Raw genomic sequence first — 15,763 nt, 5'->3', positions numbered from 1 at the left:
CGGGGACGCCGTGCGGCGGCGGCTGCCGAAGGCTCGCGATCCGGGCACGCCAGGCATGGCTCAGAGCCGCCCGCTGTGACCGAAGCCGCGGCTGCCGCGGGTGGTGGCGGCAAACGCGTCCACGAGCTCCAGCTCAGCGCGTACCACGGGCACCAGCACCAACTGCGCGATGCGCTCGCCCACCTCGATGCGGAAGGGCTCGCGCCCGCGGTTCCAGCAGGAGACCAGGAGCTCGCCCTGGTAGTCCGCGTCGATGAGCCCCACCAGGTTACCCAGCACAATGCCGTGACGATGCCCGAGGCCCGACCGCGGCAGGATCATCGCCGCCAGTCCGGGCTCGGCGATGTGCACCGCCATGCCGGTGGGCAGCAGCTCGGCCGCACCGGGCGCAAGCTCCAGCGGCGCCGGCGGCAGCGCCCGCAGGTCCATGCCGGCGGCGCCGTCGGTGGCGTAGGTCGGGAGCGGGAAGTCCCGTCCAAGGCGGGGATCGAGTACCTTAACCTGAAGTCGATGCCGCATAGCGATCTGCGATCAGTGCTGTCAGCGCCTCGGCCAGGGCCGGCTTCGGCATCATGGGAAGGGCATGCCGCCCACCGTGCCAGAACACCAGCAGGGCGTTGTCATCGGCCTCGAAGCCGACGCCGCTGCCGACGCGGTTGGCGGCGATCATATCGAGCCCCTTGTTGTGCAGCTTGGCCAGCGCATGCGCCTCTACGTCGTCGGTCTCGGCCGCGAAGCCGACGGTGAAGGGCCGGTCCGCGGTCAGCGCGGCGACGTCGGCAAGAATATCGGGATTGCGCACGAGCTCGAGTGTCAGGGTGTCGGCGTGTTTCTTGAGCTTGCCGGGGTGCGGTGCGGCCGGGCGGTAGTCGGCGACGGCTGCGGCAGCGACGAAGATTGCCGCATCCCGGGCGCGGGCCATCACCGCCGCGTGCATCTCGGCTGCGGTCTCCACGTCGATGCGGGTGACGCCCGCCGGCGCCGGCAGTGCCGTCGGTCCCGAGACCAGCGTGACCTCGGCACCCGCCCGGCGCAGCGCTGCGGCCAACGCATACCCCATTTTGCCTGAACTGCGGTTGCCGACATAGCGCACCGGGTCGATGGCCTCCCGCGTCGGCCCCGCGGTCAGCAGCACGTGCCGGCCGGCGAGCGCCGCCGACGTGCCGGCCGCGGCGTCGGCGAGCAGCGCGTCGGCGATGTCCGCGGGCTCCAACATGCGCCCGGGGCCGGTCTCGCCGCACGCCTGCGCGCCGGCGGCCGGCCCCAGCAATCGGTAGCCGCGCCGGCGCAGGGTCTCCACGTTGGCCACCGTCGCCGGATGCTGCCACATCTGTTGGTTCATGGCGGGCGCGACCGTCACCGGCGCGGTGCTGGCGAGCACCAGGGTCGTCAGCAGGTCGTCGGCCAGGCCGCACGCGAGGCGCGCGATCAGGTGTGCGGTAGCCGGGGCGATCAGGATCTGGTCCGCCCATCGGGCCAGCGCAATGTGGTCCATGCCGGCTTCCGCCCGTGGGTCCAGCAGCGCGCTGCGCACCGGCCGCCCGGAGACCGCCTGCAGCGACAAGGGCGTCACGAAAGACGCCGCCGCCTCGGTCATGACCACCTGCACCGTGGCACCACGCTCCACCAACCGCCGCACCAATTCCGGGCACTTGTACGCGGCGATGCCCCCGCTCACCCCCAACAAGATCTTTTGCGACTTCTCGACGGACACTGTACTCGCGACGTTCACCCTAGGGCACTCCATTGATACGCCGAAGATTGTAGCGCACTCCACGGCGGCCCCTCCGTGCGCCGGTCGCAGCCCGTGCGGGCGACACCACGCGGCCAGTGGCGGGTGGGCACTTGGTATGCCGTGTACGCTCGCGTAAGCTCAGGATCGACAGCACAACACCCGGGGACAGAGACGATGCCCATCACCGATTGGCCGGAGGACGACCGCCCGCGCGAGCGCCTGCTGCTGCGCGGCCCCGACGCGCTGAGCGACGCGGAGTTGCTGGCGATCTTCCTGCGCACGGGCGTCAGGGGCCGCAGTGCCGTCGATCTCGCCCGCGATCTCCTGGCCGACTTCGGCAGCCTGGTGGGGCTGTTGTCGGCCAGCCAGGCGGAATTCTGCCGCGCCAAGGGGCTCGGCACCGCGAAGTACGTCCAGCTCCAGGCGGTGCTGGAGCTGAGCCAGCGCTACCTGCACGCCGAAATCGCCGGACGCGACGTGCTCACCAGCCCCGAGGCGACGCGCAACTATCTCAAGAACCGGCTGCGCAGATACCCGCACGAGGTCTTCGCCTGCCTGTTCCTGGACAACCGTCACCGGGTCATCAAGTACAAGGAGCTGTTCCGCGGCACCATCGACGGCGCCAGCGTCCATCCGCGCGAGGTGGTGCGCGAGGCGATGCACTGGAACGCCGCCGCCGTGATATTCGCCCACAATCACCCGTCCGGTGTCGCCGAGCCGAGTCAGGCGGACCTGAACATCACCGAGCGCCTGCGCGACGCGCTCGCGCTGGTGGACGTGCGTGTGCTCGACCACATCGTCATCGGCGAGGGCGGCGGGACCTCGTTCGCCGAGCGCGGGCTGCTCTGAGAGCAAGCGGCGGCCCGCTTGCGCCCAATGCCTGCCGCGGGAGTCGCGTGCGAGGCATGCAAACCCTTGACCGCACGACGCGATGCGGCTATTCTGGCGTGCTTTATTTTGCACCGCTCAGGTCGGAAGACCGTCGCGCGCGCCCACGAGCTCAAACGACTGTCGCACGAGCTTCGAACAGGCGCGAAGACAGCGCTCCGACGCGGGCCAGACACAGGAGCCTCGGGCCATGTCCAAAGTCTGCCAGGTGACCGGCAAGCGCCCGGTGACCGGAAACAACGTCTCCCACGCACACAACAAGACGCGTCGGCGCTTTCTGCCGAACCTGCACTATCATCGGTTTTGGGTGGAGAGCGAGCAGCGCTGGGTGCGCCTGCGCCTGTCCACCAAGGGCCTGCGCATCATCGACAAGCTGGGCATCGATGCAGTGCTCGGCGATCTGCGCGCCCGCGGCGAGAAGGTCTGAGCCGCCGCGCTTCGCCAGCAACCACGTCCCTTAACCAGTCAGCGCTCAAGAGGTTGAAGCCACATGGCAAAGGCAGCACGCGAGAAGATCCGCCTCAACTCGAGCGCGGGTACCGGCCACTTCTACACCACCACCAAGAACAAGCGTAACCAGCCGGGCAAGATGGAAATCAAGAAGTTCGACCCGGTGGCCCGCAAGCACGTGATGTACAAGGAGGGCAAGATCAAGTAACCGATCGCGCCCGCCGCGACCGCGCCCCAAAAAAGCCCGCTTTCGCGGGCTTTTTGCTGTGCGGACCTTCGCTGCCTAACCCGGCAGAGCCGGAACCGGGCGCGCCATGATCGCAGAATCGGCCTGGATCACAATTCGGCCCCGAGCCCTCCTTTGGTGGGAGCGGCGTCTTCGCCGCGATCGGGCGTCCCTCGCGCCGACGACGGCGCTCCCACGTGGGCGAGACCGTGAAAGTATTTGATGTAGGTTGGGTTAGCGCAGCTTAACCCAACGATGGGAGTCAGTAAGGGCGCGGTTAAGTCGTTGATTGTCCGGTTACGCTATCGCTAACCCGATCTACCACGCGCTCGATTTCGGCGTTGCAAGCAGTATTTTCACGGCCTCGGGCGAGCGGGATTACGATCGACGCCGAAGAATCCGTTCGTTGTCGTTGTCGCGCCGATATTCGATCACGATAACGAGACTACCTCGGCACGTTGTTGAAGACTTGCGCAGTGAGGGACCAGCCCGCCGGCCGCGGGTGCAGCCGGCGCGGAACAGGACGTGGCGCTCAGCGCGCGACCGCCGGCGAACCCGTCAGCGCCATGCCTCGCAGTTGTCGCGAGAAGCCCTCCAGCGCCTGGATGCCGGTGGCCTCGGCCTGGCGACACCAGTCCTGAAGCTGCCGCAGCAGGACCTCCTGCGACGGCGCATTGCGCTCCCAGATCTGGCGCAGCTGCTCGCGGAACTGATAGACCACTTGCAGCTCGCGGCTCTGCGCCAGCAGGTTCTCCAGGTTGCGACGCCCCGTCTCGTCGAGCTGATTCCAGGTGCGCGCCAGCATCCGCGCCGCGCGCCGTGCCGACATGCGGCAGCGGTGCCCGTTGGTGCACAGCGCCTCGCGAGTCACCGGCTTCAGCACGTCCAGGCTGAAGCGCCGGATCACGTGCATGCGGCCCACCAGCAGCGCGGTTAGGGTGTCGATGTCCACGGTGCGCTTGCCCTCGATGAACCGCGGTGCCGGCGCGATGCGCTTGACCTTGGCAAGACCCAGCCAGCCCAAGAGCCGGATGTAGGCCCAGCCGAGATCGAATTCCCAGCGCCGCATGGACAGCCTGGCCGACGACGGGAAGGCGTGGTGGTTGTTATGCAGCTCTTCGCCGCCGATCAGGACGCCCCAGGGCACGATGTTGGTGGAGGCGTCCGGCGTCTCGAAGTTCCGATACCCCCAGTAGTGGCCAATGCCATTGATGACGCCCGCGGCCCAAAGCGGAATCCACAACATCTGCACCGCCCACACCGTGAGCCCGTAGACGCCAAACAGCAGCAGATCCAGCACCAGCATCACGCCGAGGCCGTGCCAGCTGAAGCGGCTGTAGAGGTTGCGCTCCAGCCAGTCGTCGGGCGCGCCATGACCATAACGGTACACATCGTCGGCGTTCTTGGCCGCGGCCGCGTACAGCTCGGCACCGCGCCAGAGCACCGCACCGATGCCGAGCACCTGGGGGCTGTGCGGATCGCGCGCGGTCTCGCAGTGGGCATGATGCTTGCGGTGCACGGCAACCCACTGGCGCGTGACCATGCCGGTCGTGAGCCACAGCCAGAGCCGAAACAGGTGCGCCACGGCCGGATGCAGGCGCAGCGCCCGATGCGCCTGCGCGCGATGGAGATAAAGGGTGACGGAAACGATGGTCAGGTGCGTCATCGCCAGTGTGGCCAAGACGACCTGCCACGGTCCCAGGCCCAGCAAGCCCTGGTAAGTCATTGAGCAAAACCTCGGAGGCGGTGGTTGGGGATTCCGCTTCTGGTTGTTATGGGAGGTGCGGAACGAGCGAGCACTATAGCCAAGCACCGCTGGCGGCACCAGCGCCGCCCCGCCGCGCGCATCAGCCGCCGGCTACAGCCCGGCGCAGCAACAGGTTGCCCCAGCGCTCCCGCCGCGCCCGCCAACCGGGCGCGAGCCAGGTGGTCGACACGTCGTCGAGAATCACCGCGGGCCCCGCCAGCTCCGCGCCCACCGAAAGGGCCCCGCGCCGGAGCACCGGCACCCGCTCGGCACAACCGGGGATGTGCACCCGTTCCGGCGCGGACACGGTGGCGGCGTCCGCGGCAGCATCCTCCAGGACCGGCAGCACCGGCGCCCGTGCCGGCAGCGTCAGCCGCACCCGCAGGTTCACCAGTTCCACCGGCAGGTCCAGCCCGTGCCCGTAGCGGGCGATGTGCAGGGCGCGGAAGGCGTCGGCCGTGGCGGCAGCGCCGTTCCAGGGCACGTTGAGCGTGTAGCTCTGGCCACGGTAGCGCAGATCCAGGCTATCGGCGCGGGCCAGGTCCGCAACGTCGATGCCCTCCGCCGCCAACGCGGTGCCACCTTCCGCCGCCAGCGCGGTCAGCGCCGCGTCCACCTCGGCATCGCCGCGCGCGGCGAGCGGGCCGAGCCAGGCGCGGGTCAGGAGCCGCCCCGGCGCCGCCACCAGCATCCCGAGCGCGGAGAGCACGCCGGCCCGCTCCGGCACCAAGGCCCGGGACATGCCCAGCGCCTCCGCGAGCGCACAGACGTGCAGGCCACCGGCACCGCCGAAGCAACACAGCCAGGCGCCGGTTGGATCGATGCCGCGCTGCACCGAGATCACCCGCAGCGCCTGCGCCATATGCTCGTTGACGATGTCGATGACGCCGCGGGCGGCCCGCTCGGCCAGGTCCGTGTCCGACTCGCCGGCGGCATCGCCGGCCGCTAGCCCCAGCCTACTCCCCAGCCGTGCCAGCGCGGCGCTTGCCGCGGGCAGGTCCAGCCGCATCCGCCCGCCGAGGAAAGCGTGCGCCCGCAGCCGCCCGAGCACCAGGTTCGCGTCCGTCACCGTGGGCTCGTGCCCGCCGCGGCCGTAGCAGACCGGCCCCGGCGCCGCGCCGGCCGACTCGGGCCCCACCTGCAGCACGCCGCCGGCGTCCACCCGGGCGATGGAGCCACCGCCGGCGCCGATGGTGTGCATGTCCACCATGGGCACGGCCACTGGCAGGCCGGCGATGCGCCCTTCCAGGGTCAGCCGCGGCGCGCCCTCCACCAGCGCCACGTCGGTGGACGTGCCACCCATGTCGAAGGTGAGCAGCCGCTCGATGCCGGCCGCCCGCGCCACATACCCGGCACCGGCGAGGCCGCCGGCCGGGCCGGACAGCAGCAGCCGCACCGCGGCGTCGCCGGCCAGCTCGGCCGCCACCGTCTCGCCGCTGGACTGCATCACCGCCACCCGCGCACCCGGCAGCCCGGCACGGAGCCGGCCCAGGTAGCCGCCCACCACCGGCCCGACACGGGCGTTGAGCCAGGTGGCGATGCCGCGCTCGTACTCGCCCATCAACGGCAGCACGGCCGAGGACAGGGAGACGAAGACGCCGGGCGGCAGCGCCCGGGCAACGGCGCGCTCGGCGGCGTCGTCGAGGTAGGAGAACAGCAGGCTGACTGCCGCTGCCTCGGCGCCGAGTCGCTCGACGTCGGCACGGAGCTGCGCCAGGTCGGCGTCCGTCAGGGGCTCCAGCAGGCTCCCCTCCGCGCCGAGCCGGCCGCCCGTCTCCAGGCAAAGCTCGGGCGGTATTGGCAACGTTGCCGGCAGCGGCTGCAGGTCGTACAGGGCACGCCGCGCCTGCCGGCCGATGCTGAGCAGATCCCCGAAGCCGCGGTTGGTGACGAAGGCGGTGCGCGCCCCCTTGCCCTCCAGCACCGCGTTGGTAGCCACCGTCGAGCCGTGCACGATGCGTAGCCCAACCGGCTCCAGCCCCAGCTCGCGCACGCCTTGCAGGATCGCCTGCTCCGGCGCCGCAGGCGTGGACGGCACCTTGTGCACACGGATCACGCCATCCTGCCAGAGCACAAAGTCCGTGAACGTACCGCCGGTGTCGATGCCGAGGAATGCCATGACGAGATGCCGAGCTTTGCCGTGAGCTGCCGGAGAGACCTGGTTATACCGCACGCGCGGCGTCCCGCCACGCGCCTTGACGGGTATCCTGGCGGCATCTAGTCTCCGGCCGGAGGGCAGCCGCGGGCGGCAACCCTCGGGCTTGAAATCGGGAGGCGAGCACTATGGGTCAACCCGCTGCCAGAATCGGGGATATGGTCCTTCAGACCGCACCGCATTGCCACGCCCCGATCCATCCGCCGGCACCGTCACCAACGCCCGTGCCCCACCCCGCGATGCCGCTCGCCATCATCACCGGCCAGCCGACGGTGTTGATCGGCTCCATGCCGGCCGCACGGGTGACGGATACGACCGTGCCCTGCGTGCTGGCGTCCTGCGTGCCCGCGGGGCCTGGCATCATCGCCAAAGGTTCCGCAACCGTGCTGGTTGGCAGCCTCCCCGCTGCCCGGCTCGGCGACATGACCTCCCACCCCAGTTGCGTCGCACCGATTCCCAGTCCCACGGGCAACATCCTTCCTCCCTGCTGCCCGACGGTGCTGATTGGCGGGTAAGACTTGAAGCTGGCCCATTTTGAATCGATCGAGCCCGTTTGCCCGAGCTGCCGGCTCCACGCGGCCGGGGAACACCCGCTGACGCTCGCGACGATTGCCGTGCGCTCGCACGACAGCGTGATCGAGGGCACCCTGCACTGCTCCAATGCAGCGTGCCAGCTCGAATACCCCATCATCGACGGGATTCCACTACTGTTTCCGGATCCCCGCGGCTACATCGCGGACAACATCGTGCACCTCACGGCGCGCTCGGATCTGTCCGCCGAGACGGAATCCATCCTCGGCGATTGCCTCGGACCCAACAGCGCCTTCGACATCACCCGCCAGCATCTGAGCGCCTATGCCTGGGACAACTACGGCGACCTCGATCCGGCTGAAGCCACCGACGCGCGAGCCCGGCCCAATGGTGTCGGCCGCTGTCTGCACGCGGGCCTGGCACGGGTGGAACGGCGCATCGATCGGCCCATCCTGGATATAGGCTGCGCCGTCGGCCGAAGCACCTTCGAACTGGCGCAAGCCTCGTCGCAACTGGTGCTCGGGGTCGACACCAACTTCGCCATGCTGCGGTTGGCGCAACGGGTTCTGAGCGAGCGGAAGCTGCGCTATCCGCGCCGCAGAATCGGCATCGTCCATGACCGCAGAGAATTCCAGGTGGACTTCCCCGCCATGGAACAGGTGGATTTCTGGGCTTGCAGCGGCATGTCGCCGCCCTTTCGGTCCGACACCTTTGGACTGAGCGTCGGGCTGCAGTTGCTCGACTCGGTGAGCTCGCCGCACGGACTCCTGAGCGCGATCGCCGACGTGCTGCACCCGGGCGGCAGCGCCGTGCTGGCCACGCCTTACGATTGGTCCCCCGCCGCAACCCCCATCGAGGGCTGGATCGGCGGTCACTCGCAACGGAGTATCTACCAGGGAGCGGCGGAACCGCTGTTGAGAGCCCTGCTGACACCCGGCGCACATCCGCACTCGGTTGCCGGATTGATCCTGCGCCACGAGATTCCGCACTTCCCATGGCATACGCGTATCCATGATCGCAGCATCACGGTCTACGACACGCATATCGTTGTGGCCGAAGCAGTGGAGACCGGCGAGTCAAGATAAGGGCACCTCGAATAATTCGAGGTGCCCGCGCGGGGCAGGATGCCCTGCCATTTCTCAAGCGCTTAAGCGCTTGAGAAATGAAGCGAAGCGGGAACCGCGTTTTCGCTTCGCGTCTCGAAAAATGCCATGGAAGGCATTTTTCGAGGTCCCCATGAGTCGGTCGCGAATGCGCCGACCTCAGATGAACTGGATCTGGTTGGGCGCAAAACTGCGCAGCACCTGATCGAAGACCGGGTCGGACAGCTTGGCGTTCGCCAGCAGGTCCGTCGTGGTGAGCACATAGACCCTGGTCTTTCTGCCGCCCGCCAGGATATAGAATTGCTTCTGCGCCATGCGGGCGGCGCCGCTGCCCCACTCCATTGTGGCGATCACGCCTTCCCATTCGCCTCGCTTGCCCGCCAGCTTATTGACCAGCTCGAATGCTTCGAACTGCCCGCTCAAAGACGCCAGTGCCTTGTCCGCGTACTGCGTGATGTCCGTGCCCGCCGTGACGTCCTCGAATCGGATCACCAGATTGGGCGCGAAGCCGTTGCATTCAGGCAAGACAAAGGCATATGCCGAGGCATCGTAGCATTGCTCGGGGAGCGTCAGGATGAAGCCCGAACCTTGGAATTGTGGCATCGATCGCAAGCCTCTTGCCGCCGCACCGGCAAACCTATCAGCCAAAATGGCGGATGCGCTTCGAGACCGTGAACGTATTGCTCGCAAATCCAAAAACGAGGAGAGCGTAGGTCGGGTTACGCTATCGCTAACCCGACCTACACCGAATACGTTCACAGTCTCTTCGCTTATCCGCCCTACCGTGCTCACGCTGTTTCAGCGCCAGTACTTAGTACCAACTGAACTCTGGCAGGTCAAGGCGATCGCTACAGGCGCACAGACCGCCGCCCGATGGACATCAGGCGTCGATCACGAGCTCGCCTACCACCGTGGGAGCGCCGTCCTCGGCGCGACGGGCGTCCAATCGCGGCGGGGACGCCGCTCCCACGGCACCATGGCTCTGGACGGAGTCGTGAAAACGGCCGGAAATCACGGCGATGCCCAAGCTCACGCACGGCAGTTGGCAGCGGTGCGAGCCCGCGCTATCGTCGTGCCCCATGGAAGCATTGCTCGAGGTTCGCGGCCTGACGCGGCACTACGGCCGCCAGCAGGCACTGTGTGGGCTCGACTTCACACTGTCCGCCGGCGAGGTGCTGGGGCTGCTCGGCCCGAACGGCGCCGGCAAGAGCACGTGTCTGCGCATCCTGGCGGGCCTGCTGGCGCCGAGCGCGGGCCGCGTCGTCATCGGCGGTGCGGACATGGCGCTGGCGCCGCTCCGCGCCAAGCGCCGCTTGGGCTACCTGCCCGAGCAACCGCCGCTGTATCCCGAGATGCGTGTCGAGGAGTTCCTGCGACACTGCGCGCGGCTGCGCCGCATCCCGCCCGGCGCCATCTCGCGCGCGGTGGCGCGCAGCATGCGGCTCTGCGACCTCACCGCGGTGCGCCAGCGCCTGCTCGGCAAGCTGTCCAAGGGTTACCGGCAGCGCGCCGGTATCGCGGCGGCGCTGATCCACGAGCCGGAGCTGGTGATCCTGGACGAGCCCACCGACGGCCTGGACCCCGTGCAGATCCGCGAGATGCGCGCCCTGATCGCCGAGCTCGGCGAGCGCTGCACCGTCATCGTCTCCAGCCACGCCCTGGCGGAGGTGCAGGCGAGCTGCCGGCGCGTCATCGTGCTGCACGAGGGCCGCATGCTGCACGACGGGCCACTGGACGCGGCGCGTGCGCTGCGGCTGCGCCTGGCCCGACCACCTCAGCCGGCGGCGTTGCGCCGGCTCGCACTGGTGGCGGCGATCACGCCGGCAACCGATGCCGCCGAGGCCGGACTCTACAGCGTCAGACTCAACGACGGCGCGGGCGCCGAGCAGTTGGCGGCGGCCGTCGTCGCCGCCGGCTGGGGGCTCCTGGAGCTGGCACCAGAGCAAACCGATGTCGAGCGGCTCTTCTTCCGCGCAATCGGCACCCAGGCGGCGGCATGATCGGCACCATCGCCCTGCGCGACTGGCTGGGCGCCTTCCGCACGCCGGTGGGCTGGGTGCTGCTGGCCGCGACTCAGGGCATCCTCGGCTATGTGCTGCTCAAGGTGCTGGATGAATTCACCGGCCCGGAGCCCGCGCTGCGCACTGCCGGGCTCAATCTGGAACTGTCCCACAACCTGTTCGGCGCCGCGGCGGTGCTGCTGCTGCTGACCGTGCCGCTGCTGGCCGCCCGCGCCCTGGGTGGGGAGCTCCGCGATGGAACCTGGGCGCTCCTGGCGAGCGCGCCGGTGTCACCGGCGGAGATCCTGCTGGGCAAGTTCCTGGGGCTGGCGCTGCTGCTGCTGCCGGTATGCCTGCTGCCGGCGGGGCTCGGGCTCATGCTGCTGGGGGCGGCACCGGTAGACCCGGGGCTGCTCGCGGCCGCCACCCTGGGGCTCTGGCTCACCGGGCTGCTCTTCGCCGCCGTCGGCCTGTTCGCCGCGAGCCTCGTCAGCCAGCCCATCGCCGCCGCGGTGGCAGGCTACGGGCTGCTGGTGCTGCTGTCGGTGGTGAACCGCACCGAGTTGCTCGGCGCACCGCAGCTCGGCGTGCTCGACTGGCTCGCATGGAACCAGCACCTGTTCTGGTTCCTGACCGGCGTCGTGCGCATCAGCGACCTCGCCTATTTCGGGTTGATGACTGCGGCATTTCTGGCGCTGGCCCTGCGCCGGCTCGACAACCTGCGGCTCGGATGAGCACGCCCCACCTCACGGCGGAGGGGCTGGACTCGATCGCCACGGGCGAGCCGGCGGATACGCCGGACCCGGCGCCCACGGCGCAAGCGCCGACGCCCGAGCCACCCCCGGGCTCCGGGTCAGGCGCGCGCCCACATCCCCGCGCCCTGCCCTGGCGGCGCCTGCACCGCACCGCCGCTGACGGCGTGTTCGCGCTGCTGCTGTTGGCCATCGTGCTGACGGCCGGCTGGCTCGCGGCGCGGCACGACGACTACTTCGACTGGACCAGTACCGCCCGCAACAGCCTGACGCCCGAAAGCATCGCCGTGCTGGAGCGCCTGCCCGCCGATGGCCCGCCGCTATCCATCACCGTCTTCGCGCCGCGCGAGCACCCCGTCGGGCGCGCCGTCGAGCAGTTGCTCGCCCGATACCACAGACAGCGTCCGGACCTGGAGATCCACTGGGTGGACCCGCAGCGCGCGCCGGAGCGCGCCCGGGATGCGGACGTGCACCTGCTCGGGCAGGTGCTCTTGGAATTCCACGGCCGCCGCGAGAGCCTGACGGCGCTGAGCGAGGGCACCCTCTCCAGCGCCATCGCCCGCCTCGCCCTGCCCCGGGCGCCCTGGGTCGCGGTGCTGGAGGGCCATGGCGAGCGCGCGAGCGCCGGCGCCGCGGCGCCGGACATCGGCCGCTTCGCCCAGCTGCTGCGCCAGCGCGGCTTCCGGCTGCAGCCGCTGGACCTAGCCAGCGCCGGCAGCGTGCCGGCCAATACCGACCTGCTGGTGATCTCGACGCCATCCATCGCCCTGTTCCCCGGCGAGGCGGAGGCGCTGGTGCACTACCTGGAGGCCGGCGGCAACCTGCTTTGGCTGATGGACCCGGGCTCTGGCTCCGCTGCCGAGCGCAGCGACGCCACGGGCGACCTGATGGGCCTGAAACCGCTGGCCACCTACCTCGGCGTCCGCCCGCTGCCGGGCGTGGTGGTGGATGCGAAGGCGGCCGAGCTCGGCTTCGACGACCCTACCTTCGCCGTCATCGACGACTGGCCCGCGCACGCCCTCGGCCGCGACCTGAAGCGACCGGCGGTGCTGCCCGGCAGCCTCGCCTTCCAGGTCACCGCCGCCCCCGGCTGGCTGCTGGACACGACCCTCACCAGCGGCCCGCAGAGCTGGAACGAGACCGGCCCCATCCGCGGCGAGATCACGCGCAACCCGCCCGCGGGCGAGGAGTCCGGTCCGCTACCGCTGGCCATGGTCCTGACCCGGCCGCAGCCACGGGCAGGCGCCGACGCGCCCGCCGCGGCCAGCACATCCGATGATGATGATGAGCCCGACAACGCCGCCCCGCGGCCGGCACCCGAGCAGCGCGTCATCGTGGTGGGCGACGGCGACTTCGCCAGCAACGCCTATCTCGCCACCGCCGCGAACCGCAGCCTGGCGCTGCGCATGGCGCGCTGGCTCACCGGACTGGAGGACCTGATCACGCCGCCGCCCGCGGCCGACGACCGGGACAACTTCACCCTGTCCACCGCCCGTACCTGGGCCATCTCCGCGGGCGCCGTGGTGGCGCTGCCGCTGCTGTTGCTTGGCGCAGGGCTGCTCGTGCGCTGGCGGCGGGGGCTTGCCTGATGCTCGCGCACCGCTGGCTCGTCAATCTGGCGCTGCTCGCCGTACTGGCCCTGCTGATCCTCGCCGCACAGCTCGACAAGCGCGAAGAGCTGCGCCGGACCCGGCTCACGGCGCTGGCGCCGGACGAGGTCATGGACATCGAGCTATACCGCGCCGGCGAGCCCGCGGTGCGACTGCGGCGCGAGGACGACCGCTGGCAGATGCTCGCGCCCTTCGCGGTGGCGGCCAGCGACGACGCGGTCGCGAAGCTGCTGCCGGTGGCGCAGGCGCAGGTCTGGCGCACCCTGCCGGCGGCGGGGCTCGACCTCGCCGAGCTGGGCCTGGAGCCGGCCCCGGTACGCATCCTGCTGAACGGGCTGGAGCTGCGCTTCGGCGGCACCGAGCCGGTGGCCGCCCAGCGCTACGTGCAGGTGGGCGACATGGTGCACCTGATCGACGACCGCTTCCTGCCGCGACTCATGACGCCCACCATCGAGCTGGTGAGCCGCCGCCTGCTGCCGGCGGGCTTCAGCCCCGGGCTCGGTGACCTGGACGGCACGCCGCTGACGGCCGGCGCGCTGGCGCCGCTGGCCGATGTCGAGGCAGTTCGGGTGGAGACACCCAAGACGGCGCTCGATGACGCCCTCGCCGGGCGGCTGCTGCACGTCGGCTCCGAGGACGGCGGCGACGGCCTCGACTTTCTGGTCAGCGACGGCGGCACCCGCTGGACCCGGCTCGACGCGGAGCTGAGCTGGCTGTTCGCCGCACCGCCGCTGGATGCCGTGCGAGACTGGCCAGCGCCGGGCAGGCGCGGAACCACAAAGCCCGCGCAGACCCCGCCCGATCAGCGCGTGGGAACGGCGTCCCCGCCGCGGCAGATCAGCATACCCGCACGGAACACGCCTGCTCAGCGCCCGGCACCCGCGCCGGCCGTGGATGCAGTCCGCGCCATGCCGAGCCCGCCCGGGTCACCGAGCGCGCCGCCGAATCCGGCAACTCACCCGCTCCCAATTGAGCGCGTCGCCCCACCCGCGCCCGGCACCGAGCCCGTCGAGCAACGCCCCACGGCCGCAATCCCCAACCTCCGCGACCTCGCCCCGGCACGGCCACCGGATCGGTCCGCGCTGCCACGGGACGGTAGCGACCCCTTCGCACCGGCACAGGACATGCCGCCGACGCTGCCCGCCAACGGCGAGCCGGAAATCCCACTGCGCACCGAGAAGCTCCACCCGTGAGCCCGCGCCAACCACACGCCGCGCCTCGCCGCCGGGTGGCACGCTGACATGCCCGAGCTGCCCGAGGTCGAGACCGCCCTGCGCGGCATCGCGCCGCACCTCGCCAACAGGCGCATCCTGCGGCTCGTCGCCCGCGAGCGGCGGCTGCGCTGGCCGGTACCGGAGAGCGTCGACGCCGTGGTGGCGGGCCAGCGCATCACGGCACTCGCCCGGCGCGCCAAGTACCTGCTCCTGGAACTGGAGCACGGCTCGCTGATCCTGCACCTCGGCATGTCCGGCAGCCTGCGGGTGCTGCCCGCGGACACGCCGCCGGGACCGCACGACCACATCGACCTCGTGCTGGACAACGGCCGCTGCCTCCGGCTCCGGGACCCGCGGCGCTTCGGCAGCCTGCACTGGGCCGAGCCGCCGGTCGAGGCCCATCCACTGCTCGCCTCCCTCGGACCCGAGCCCCTGTCACCAGCCTTCGACGGCGCCTACCTGCACCGCCTGAGCCGCGGCCGTCGCGCCCCGGTGAAGACCTTCATCATGGACAGCCACGTCGTCGTCGGCGTCGGCAACATCTACGCCAGCGAGGCCCTGCACCGCGCCGGCATACACCCGCACCGCCCCGCCGGGCGCATCGCACTGCCGCGCTACCAGCGCCTCGCCGCCGCCATCAAGACCGTCCTCACCGCCGCCATCGCCGAGGGCGGCACCAGCCTGCGGGACTTCGTGCAGGAAGACGGCAACCCCGGCTACTTCGCCCGCGCGCTCCGGGTCTACGGCCGCACCGGCCTACCCTGCCCCACCTGCGGCACGCCAATCCGCCAGCAGCGCATCGGCCAGCGCTCCAGCTTCTATTGCCCGCGGTGTCAGCGCTAATGCCAATCGGTGCTCGCGGAACACCGAAGACAGCACGTCACTTGTCCGCCACAGGCGCCAGTGTGGCTCATTTCCGGATGCTTGAGCGCAAGAGCCGACCCCATGTACCCAGCCTCGGGCGCGGTGCTTCCCCTTCGGACGCGGCGAGCGTCCCCCCTGTTCCCGAGCCAATACCTTGCGGACCTTGCGCGTACGGCGACGCCTACCGCGCGAAATACACCCTGAGCTTCGAGCAGGGCCGCGCGCCGCACGCCATTGAGACCTGCCGCACGACCGCCCTCGGCGGGCATGTCGGGTCGATCGAGCGCGAGCCACGCCCGCATCGAAACCAAGCGAGCAGCCGGCCAGCGACAAGTCACAGCCTGGGGCGGTCGGCCGGCGCAAGGCCGAAGAGATCCGGGTGCCACCGCGTGGTATCCGCATTTTCGTCGGCGACCAAGGGCGGCGGCGTCAACGTCCGCGACCAGGCGCTCTCCAGGCAAACCGCGGCGCTGTTTTCGCACCGCGGT

Annotated in this window: 15 protein-coding genes; 10 read left to right on the top strand and 5 right to left on the bottom strand. The window is 70.2% G+C overall.

All coding sequences use genetic code 11. The features are described 5' to 3' along the window. Positions 1 to 60 precede the first annotated feature (60 nt). Together dut and coaBC are read right to left on the bottom strand one after the other, a co-directional pair. On the bottom strand, positions 61 to 519 hold the full coding sequence (gene dut, locus LJE69_RS11595) for a dUTP diphosphatase (RefSeq protein WP_296925117.1): 459 nt from the start codon (positions 517 to 519) through the stop codon (positions 61 to 63). After that, positions 497 to 1,732 carry a bifunctional phosphopantothenoylcysteine decarboxylase/phosphopantothenate--cysteine ligase CoaBC gene (coaBC, locus tag LJE69_RS11590; protein WP_296925114.1) on the bottom strand — a complete coding sequence of 412 codons (1,236 nt, stop codon included), beginning with the start codon at positions 1,730 to 1,732 and terminating at the stop codon, positions 497 to 499. The genes dut and coaBC overlap by 23 nt, the downstream gene beginning before the upstream one ends. A 177-nt stretch (positions 1,733 to 1,909) precedes the next feature. On the opposite strand from coaBC, the gene radC reads away from it, so the two are divergent. The 3 genes from radC to rpmG all read left to right on the top strand — a co-directional run bounded on the left by radC (position 1,910) and on the right by rpmG (position 3,281). After that, on the top strand, positions 1,910 to 2,584 hold the full coding sequence (radC, locus tag LJE69_RS11585) for a DNA repair protein RadC (protein ID WP_296925111.1): 675 nt from the start codon (positions 1,910 to 1,912) through the stop codon (positions 2,582 to 2,584). A 229-nt stretch (positions 2,585 to 2,813) separates the two neighbouring features. Next, the gene (gene rpmB / locus LJE69_RS11580) at positions 2,814 to 3,050 is read left to right on the top strand and encodes a 50S ribosomal protein L28 (RefSeq protein WP_296925109.1); all 237 of its coding nucleotides are present in this window, start codon (positions 2,814 to 2,816) and stop codon (positions 3,048 to 3,050) included. Between the two features lie 63 nt (positions 3,051 to 3,113). Continuing rightward, on the top strand, positions 3,114 to 3,281 hold the full coding sequence (gene rpmG, locus LJE69_RS11575; protein ID WP_058555420.1) for a 50S ribosomal protein L33: 168 nt from the start codon (positions 3,114 to 3,116) through the stop codon (positions 3,279 to 3,281). Positions 3,282 to 3,831: 550 nt separating this feature from the next. Here the strand turns inward: rpmG and LJE69_RS11570 are convergent. Both LJE69_RS11570 and LJE69_RS11565 read right to left on the bottom strand, forming a co-directional pair. Continuing rightward, on the bottom strand, positions 3,832 to 5,025 hold the full coding sequence (locus LJE69_RS11570) for a fatty acid desaturase (RefSeq protein ID WP_296925106.1): 1,194 nt from the start codon (positions 5,023 to 5,025) through the stop codon (positions 3,832 to 3,834). Positions 5,026 to 5,146: 121 nt separating this feature from the next. Further along, a complete protein-coding gene (locus LJE69_RS11565) occupies positions 5,147 to 7,165 on the bottom strand; it encodes a hydantoinase/oxoprolinase family protein (protein ID WP_296925103.1) in 2,019 nt (672 codons plus the stop codon). 260 nt (positions 7,166 to 7,425) lie between these two features. On the opposite strand from LJE69_RS11565, the gene LJE69_RS11560 reads away from it, so the two are divergent. Together LJE69_RS11560 and LJE69_RS11555 are read left to right on the top strand one after the other, a co-directional pair. Then, complete coding sequence (locus LJE69_RS11560) at positions 7,426 to 7,716, top strand: PAAR domain-containing protein (RefSeq protein ID WP_367114666.1); 291 nt, start codon at positions 7,426 to 7,428, stop codon at positions 7,714 to 7,716. Between the two features lie 99 nt (positions 7,717 to 7,815). Then, positions 7,816 to 8,817 (top strand): methyltransferase domain-containing protein, encoded by a 1,002-nt coding sequence (locus LJE69_RS11555; RefSeq protein ID WP_296925098.1) that lies wholly within the window; start codon positions 7,816 to 7,818, stop codon positions 8,815 to 8,817. A gap of 177 nt (positions 8,818 to 8,994) precedes the next feature. Here the strand turns inward: LJE69_RS11555 and LJE69_RS11550 are convergent, their stop codons facing one another. Continuing rightward, on the bottom strand, positions 8,995 to 9,438 hold the full coding sequence (locus tag LJE69_RS11550) for a DcrB-related protein (RefSeq protein ID WP_296925095.1): 444 nt from the start codon (positions 9,436 to 9,438) through the stop codon (positions 8,995 to 8,997). A gap of 416 nt (positions 9,439 to 9,854) precedes the next feature. Between LJE69_RS11550 and LJE69_RS11545 the strand changes: the two genes are divergently transcribed. Genes LJE69_RS11545 through mutM form a run of 5 tightly spaced genes read left to right on the top strand, consistent with a single transcriptional unit; the run spans position 9,855 to position 15,254 of the window. After that, positions 9,855 to 10,835 carry an ABC transporter ATP-binding protein gene (locus LJE69_RS11545; RefSeq protein ID WP_296925092.1) on the top strand — a complete coding sequence of 327 codons (981 nt, stop codon included), beginning with the start codon at positions 9,855 to 9,857 and terminating at the stop codon, positions 10,833 to 10,835. Then, on the top strand, positions 10,832 to 11,569 hold the full coding sequence (locus LJE69_RS11540; RefSeq protein ID WP_296925089.1) for an ABC transporter permease subunit: 738 nt from the start codon (positions 10,832 to 10,834) through the stop codon (positions 11,567 to 11,569). The genes LJE69_RS11545 and LJE69_RS11540 overlap by 4 nt, the downstream gene beginning before the upstream one ends. Then, complete coding sequence (locus LJE69_RS11535) at positions 11,566 to 13,176, top strand: GldG family protein (RefSeq protein ID WP_296925088.1); 1,611 nt, start codon at positions 11,566 to 11,568, stop codon at positions 13,174 to 13,176. The genes LJE69_RS11540 and LJE69_RS11535 overlap by 4 nt, the downstream gene beginning before the upstream one ends. Beyond that, complete coding sequence (locus LJE69_RS11530; RefSeq protein ID WP_296925086.1) at positions 13,176 to 14,390, top strand: hypothetical protein; 1,215 nt, start codon at positions 13,176 to 13,178, stop codon at positions 14,388 to 14,390. Before LJE69_RS11535 ends, LJE69_RS11530 begins: the two co-directional genes overlap by 1 nt. 48 nt (positions 14,391 to 14,438) lie before the next feature. Next, entirely contained in the window at positions 14,439 to 15,254 is an 816-nt protein-coding gene (gene mutM, locus LJE69_RS11525; RefSeq protein ID WP_296925083.1) for a bifunctional DNA-formamidopyrimidine glycosylase/DNA-(apurinic or apyrimidinic site) lyase, read from the top strand. Positions 15,255 to 15,763 lie beyond the last annotated feature (509 nt).

The sequence above is a fragment of the Thiohalocapsa sp. genome (genome assembly GCF_022340605.1).
GTDB lineage: Bacteria > Pseudomonadota > Gammaproteobacteria > Chromatiales > Chromatiaceae > Thiohalocapsa.
This window is presented reverse-complemented; position numbering and strand designations above follow the sequence as displayed.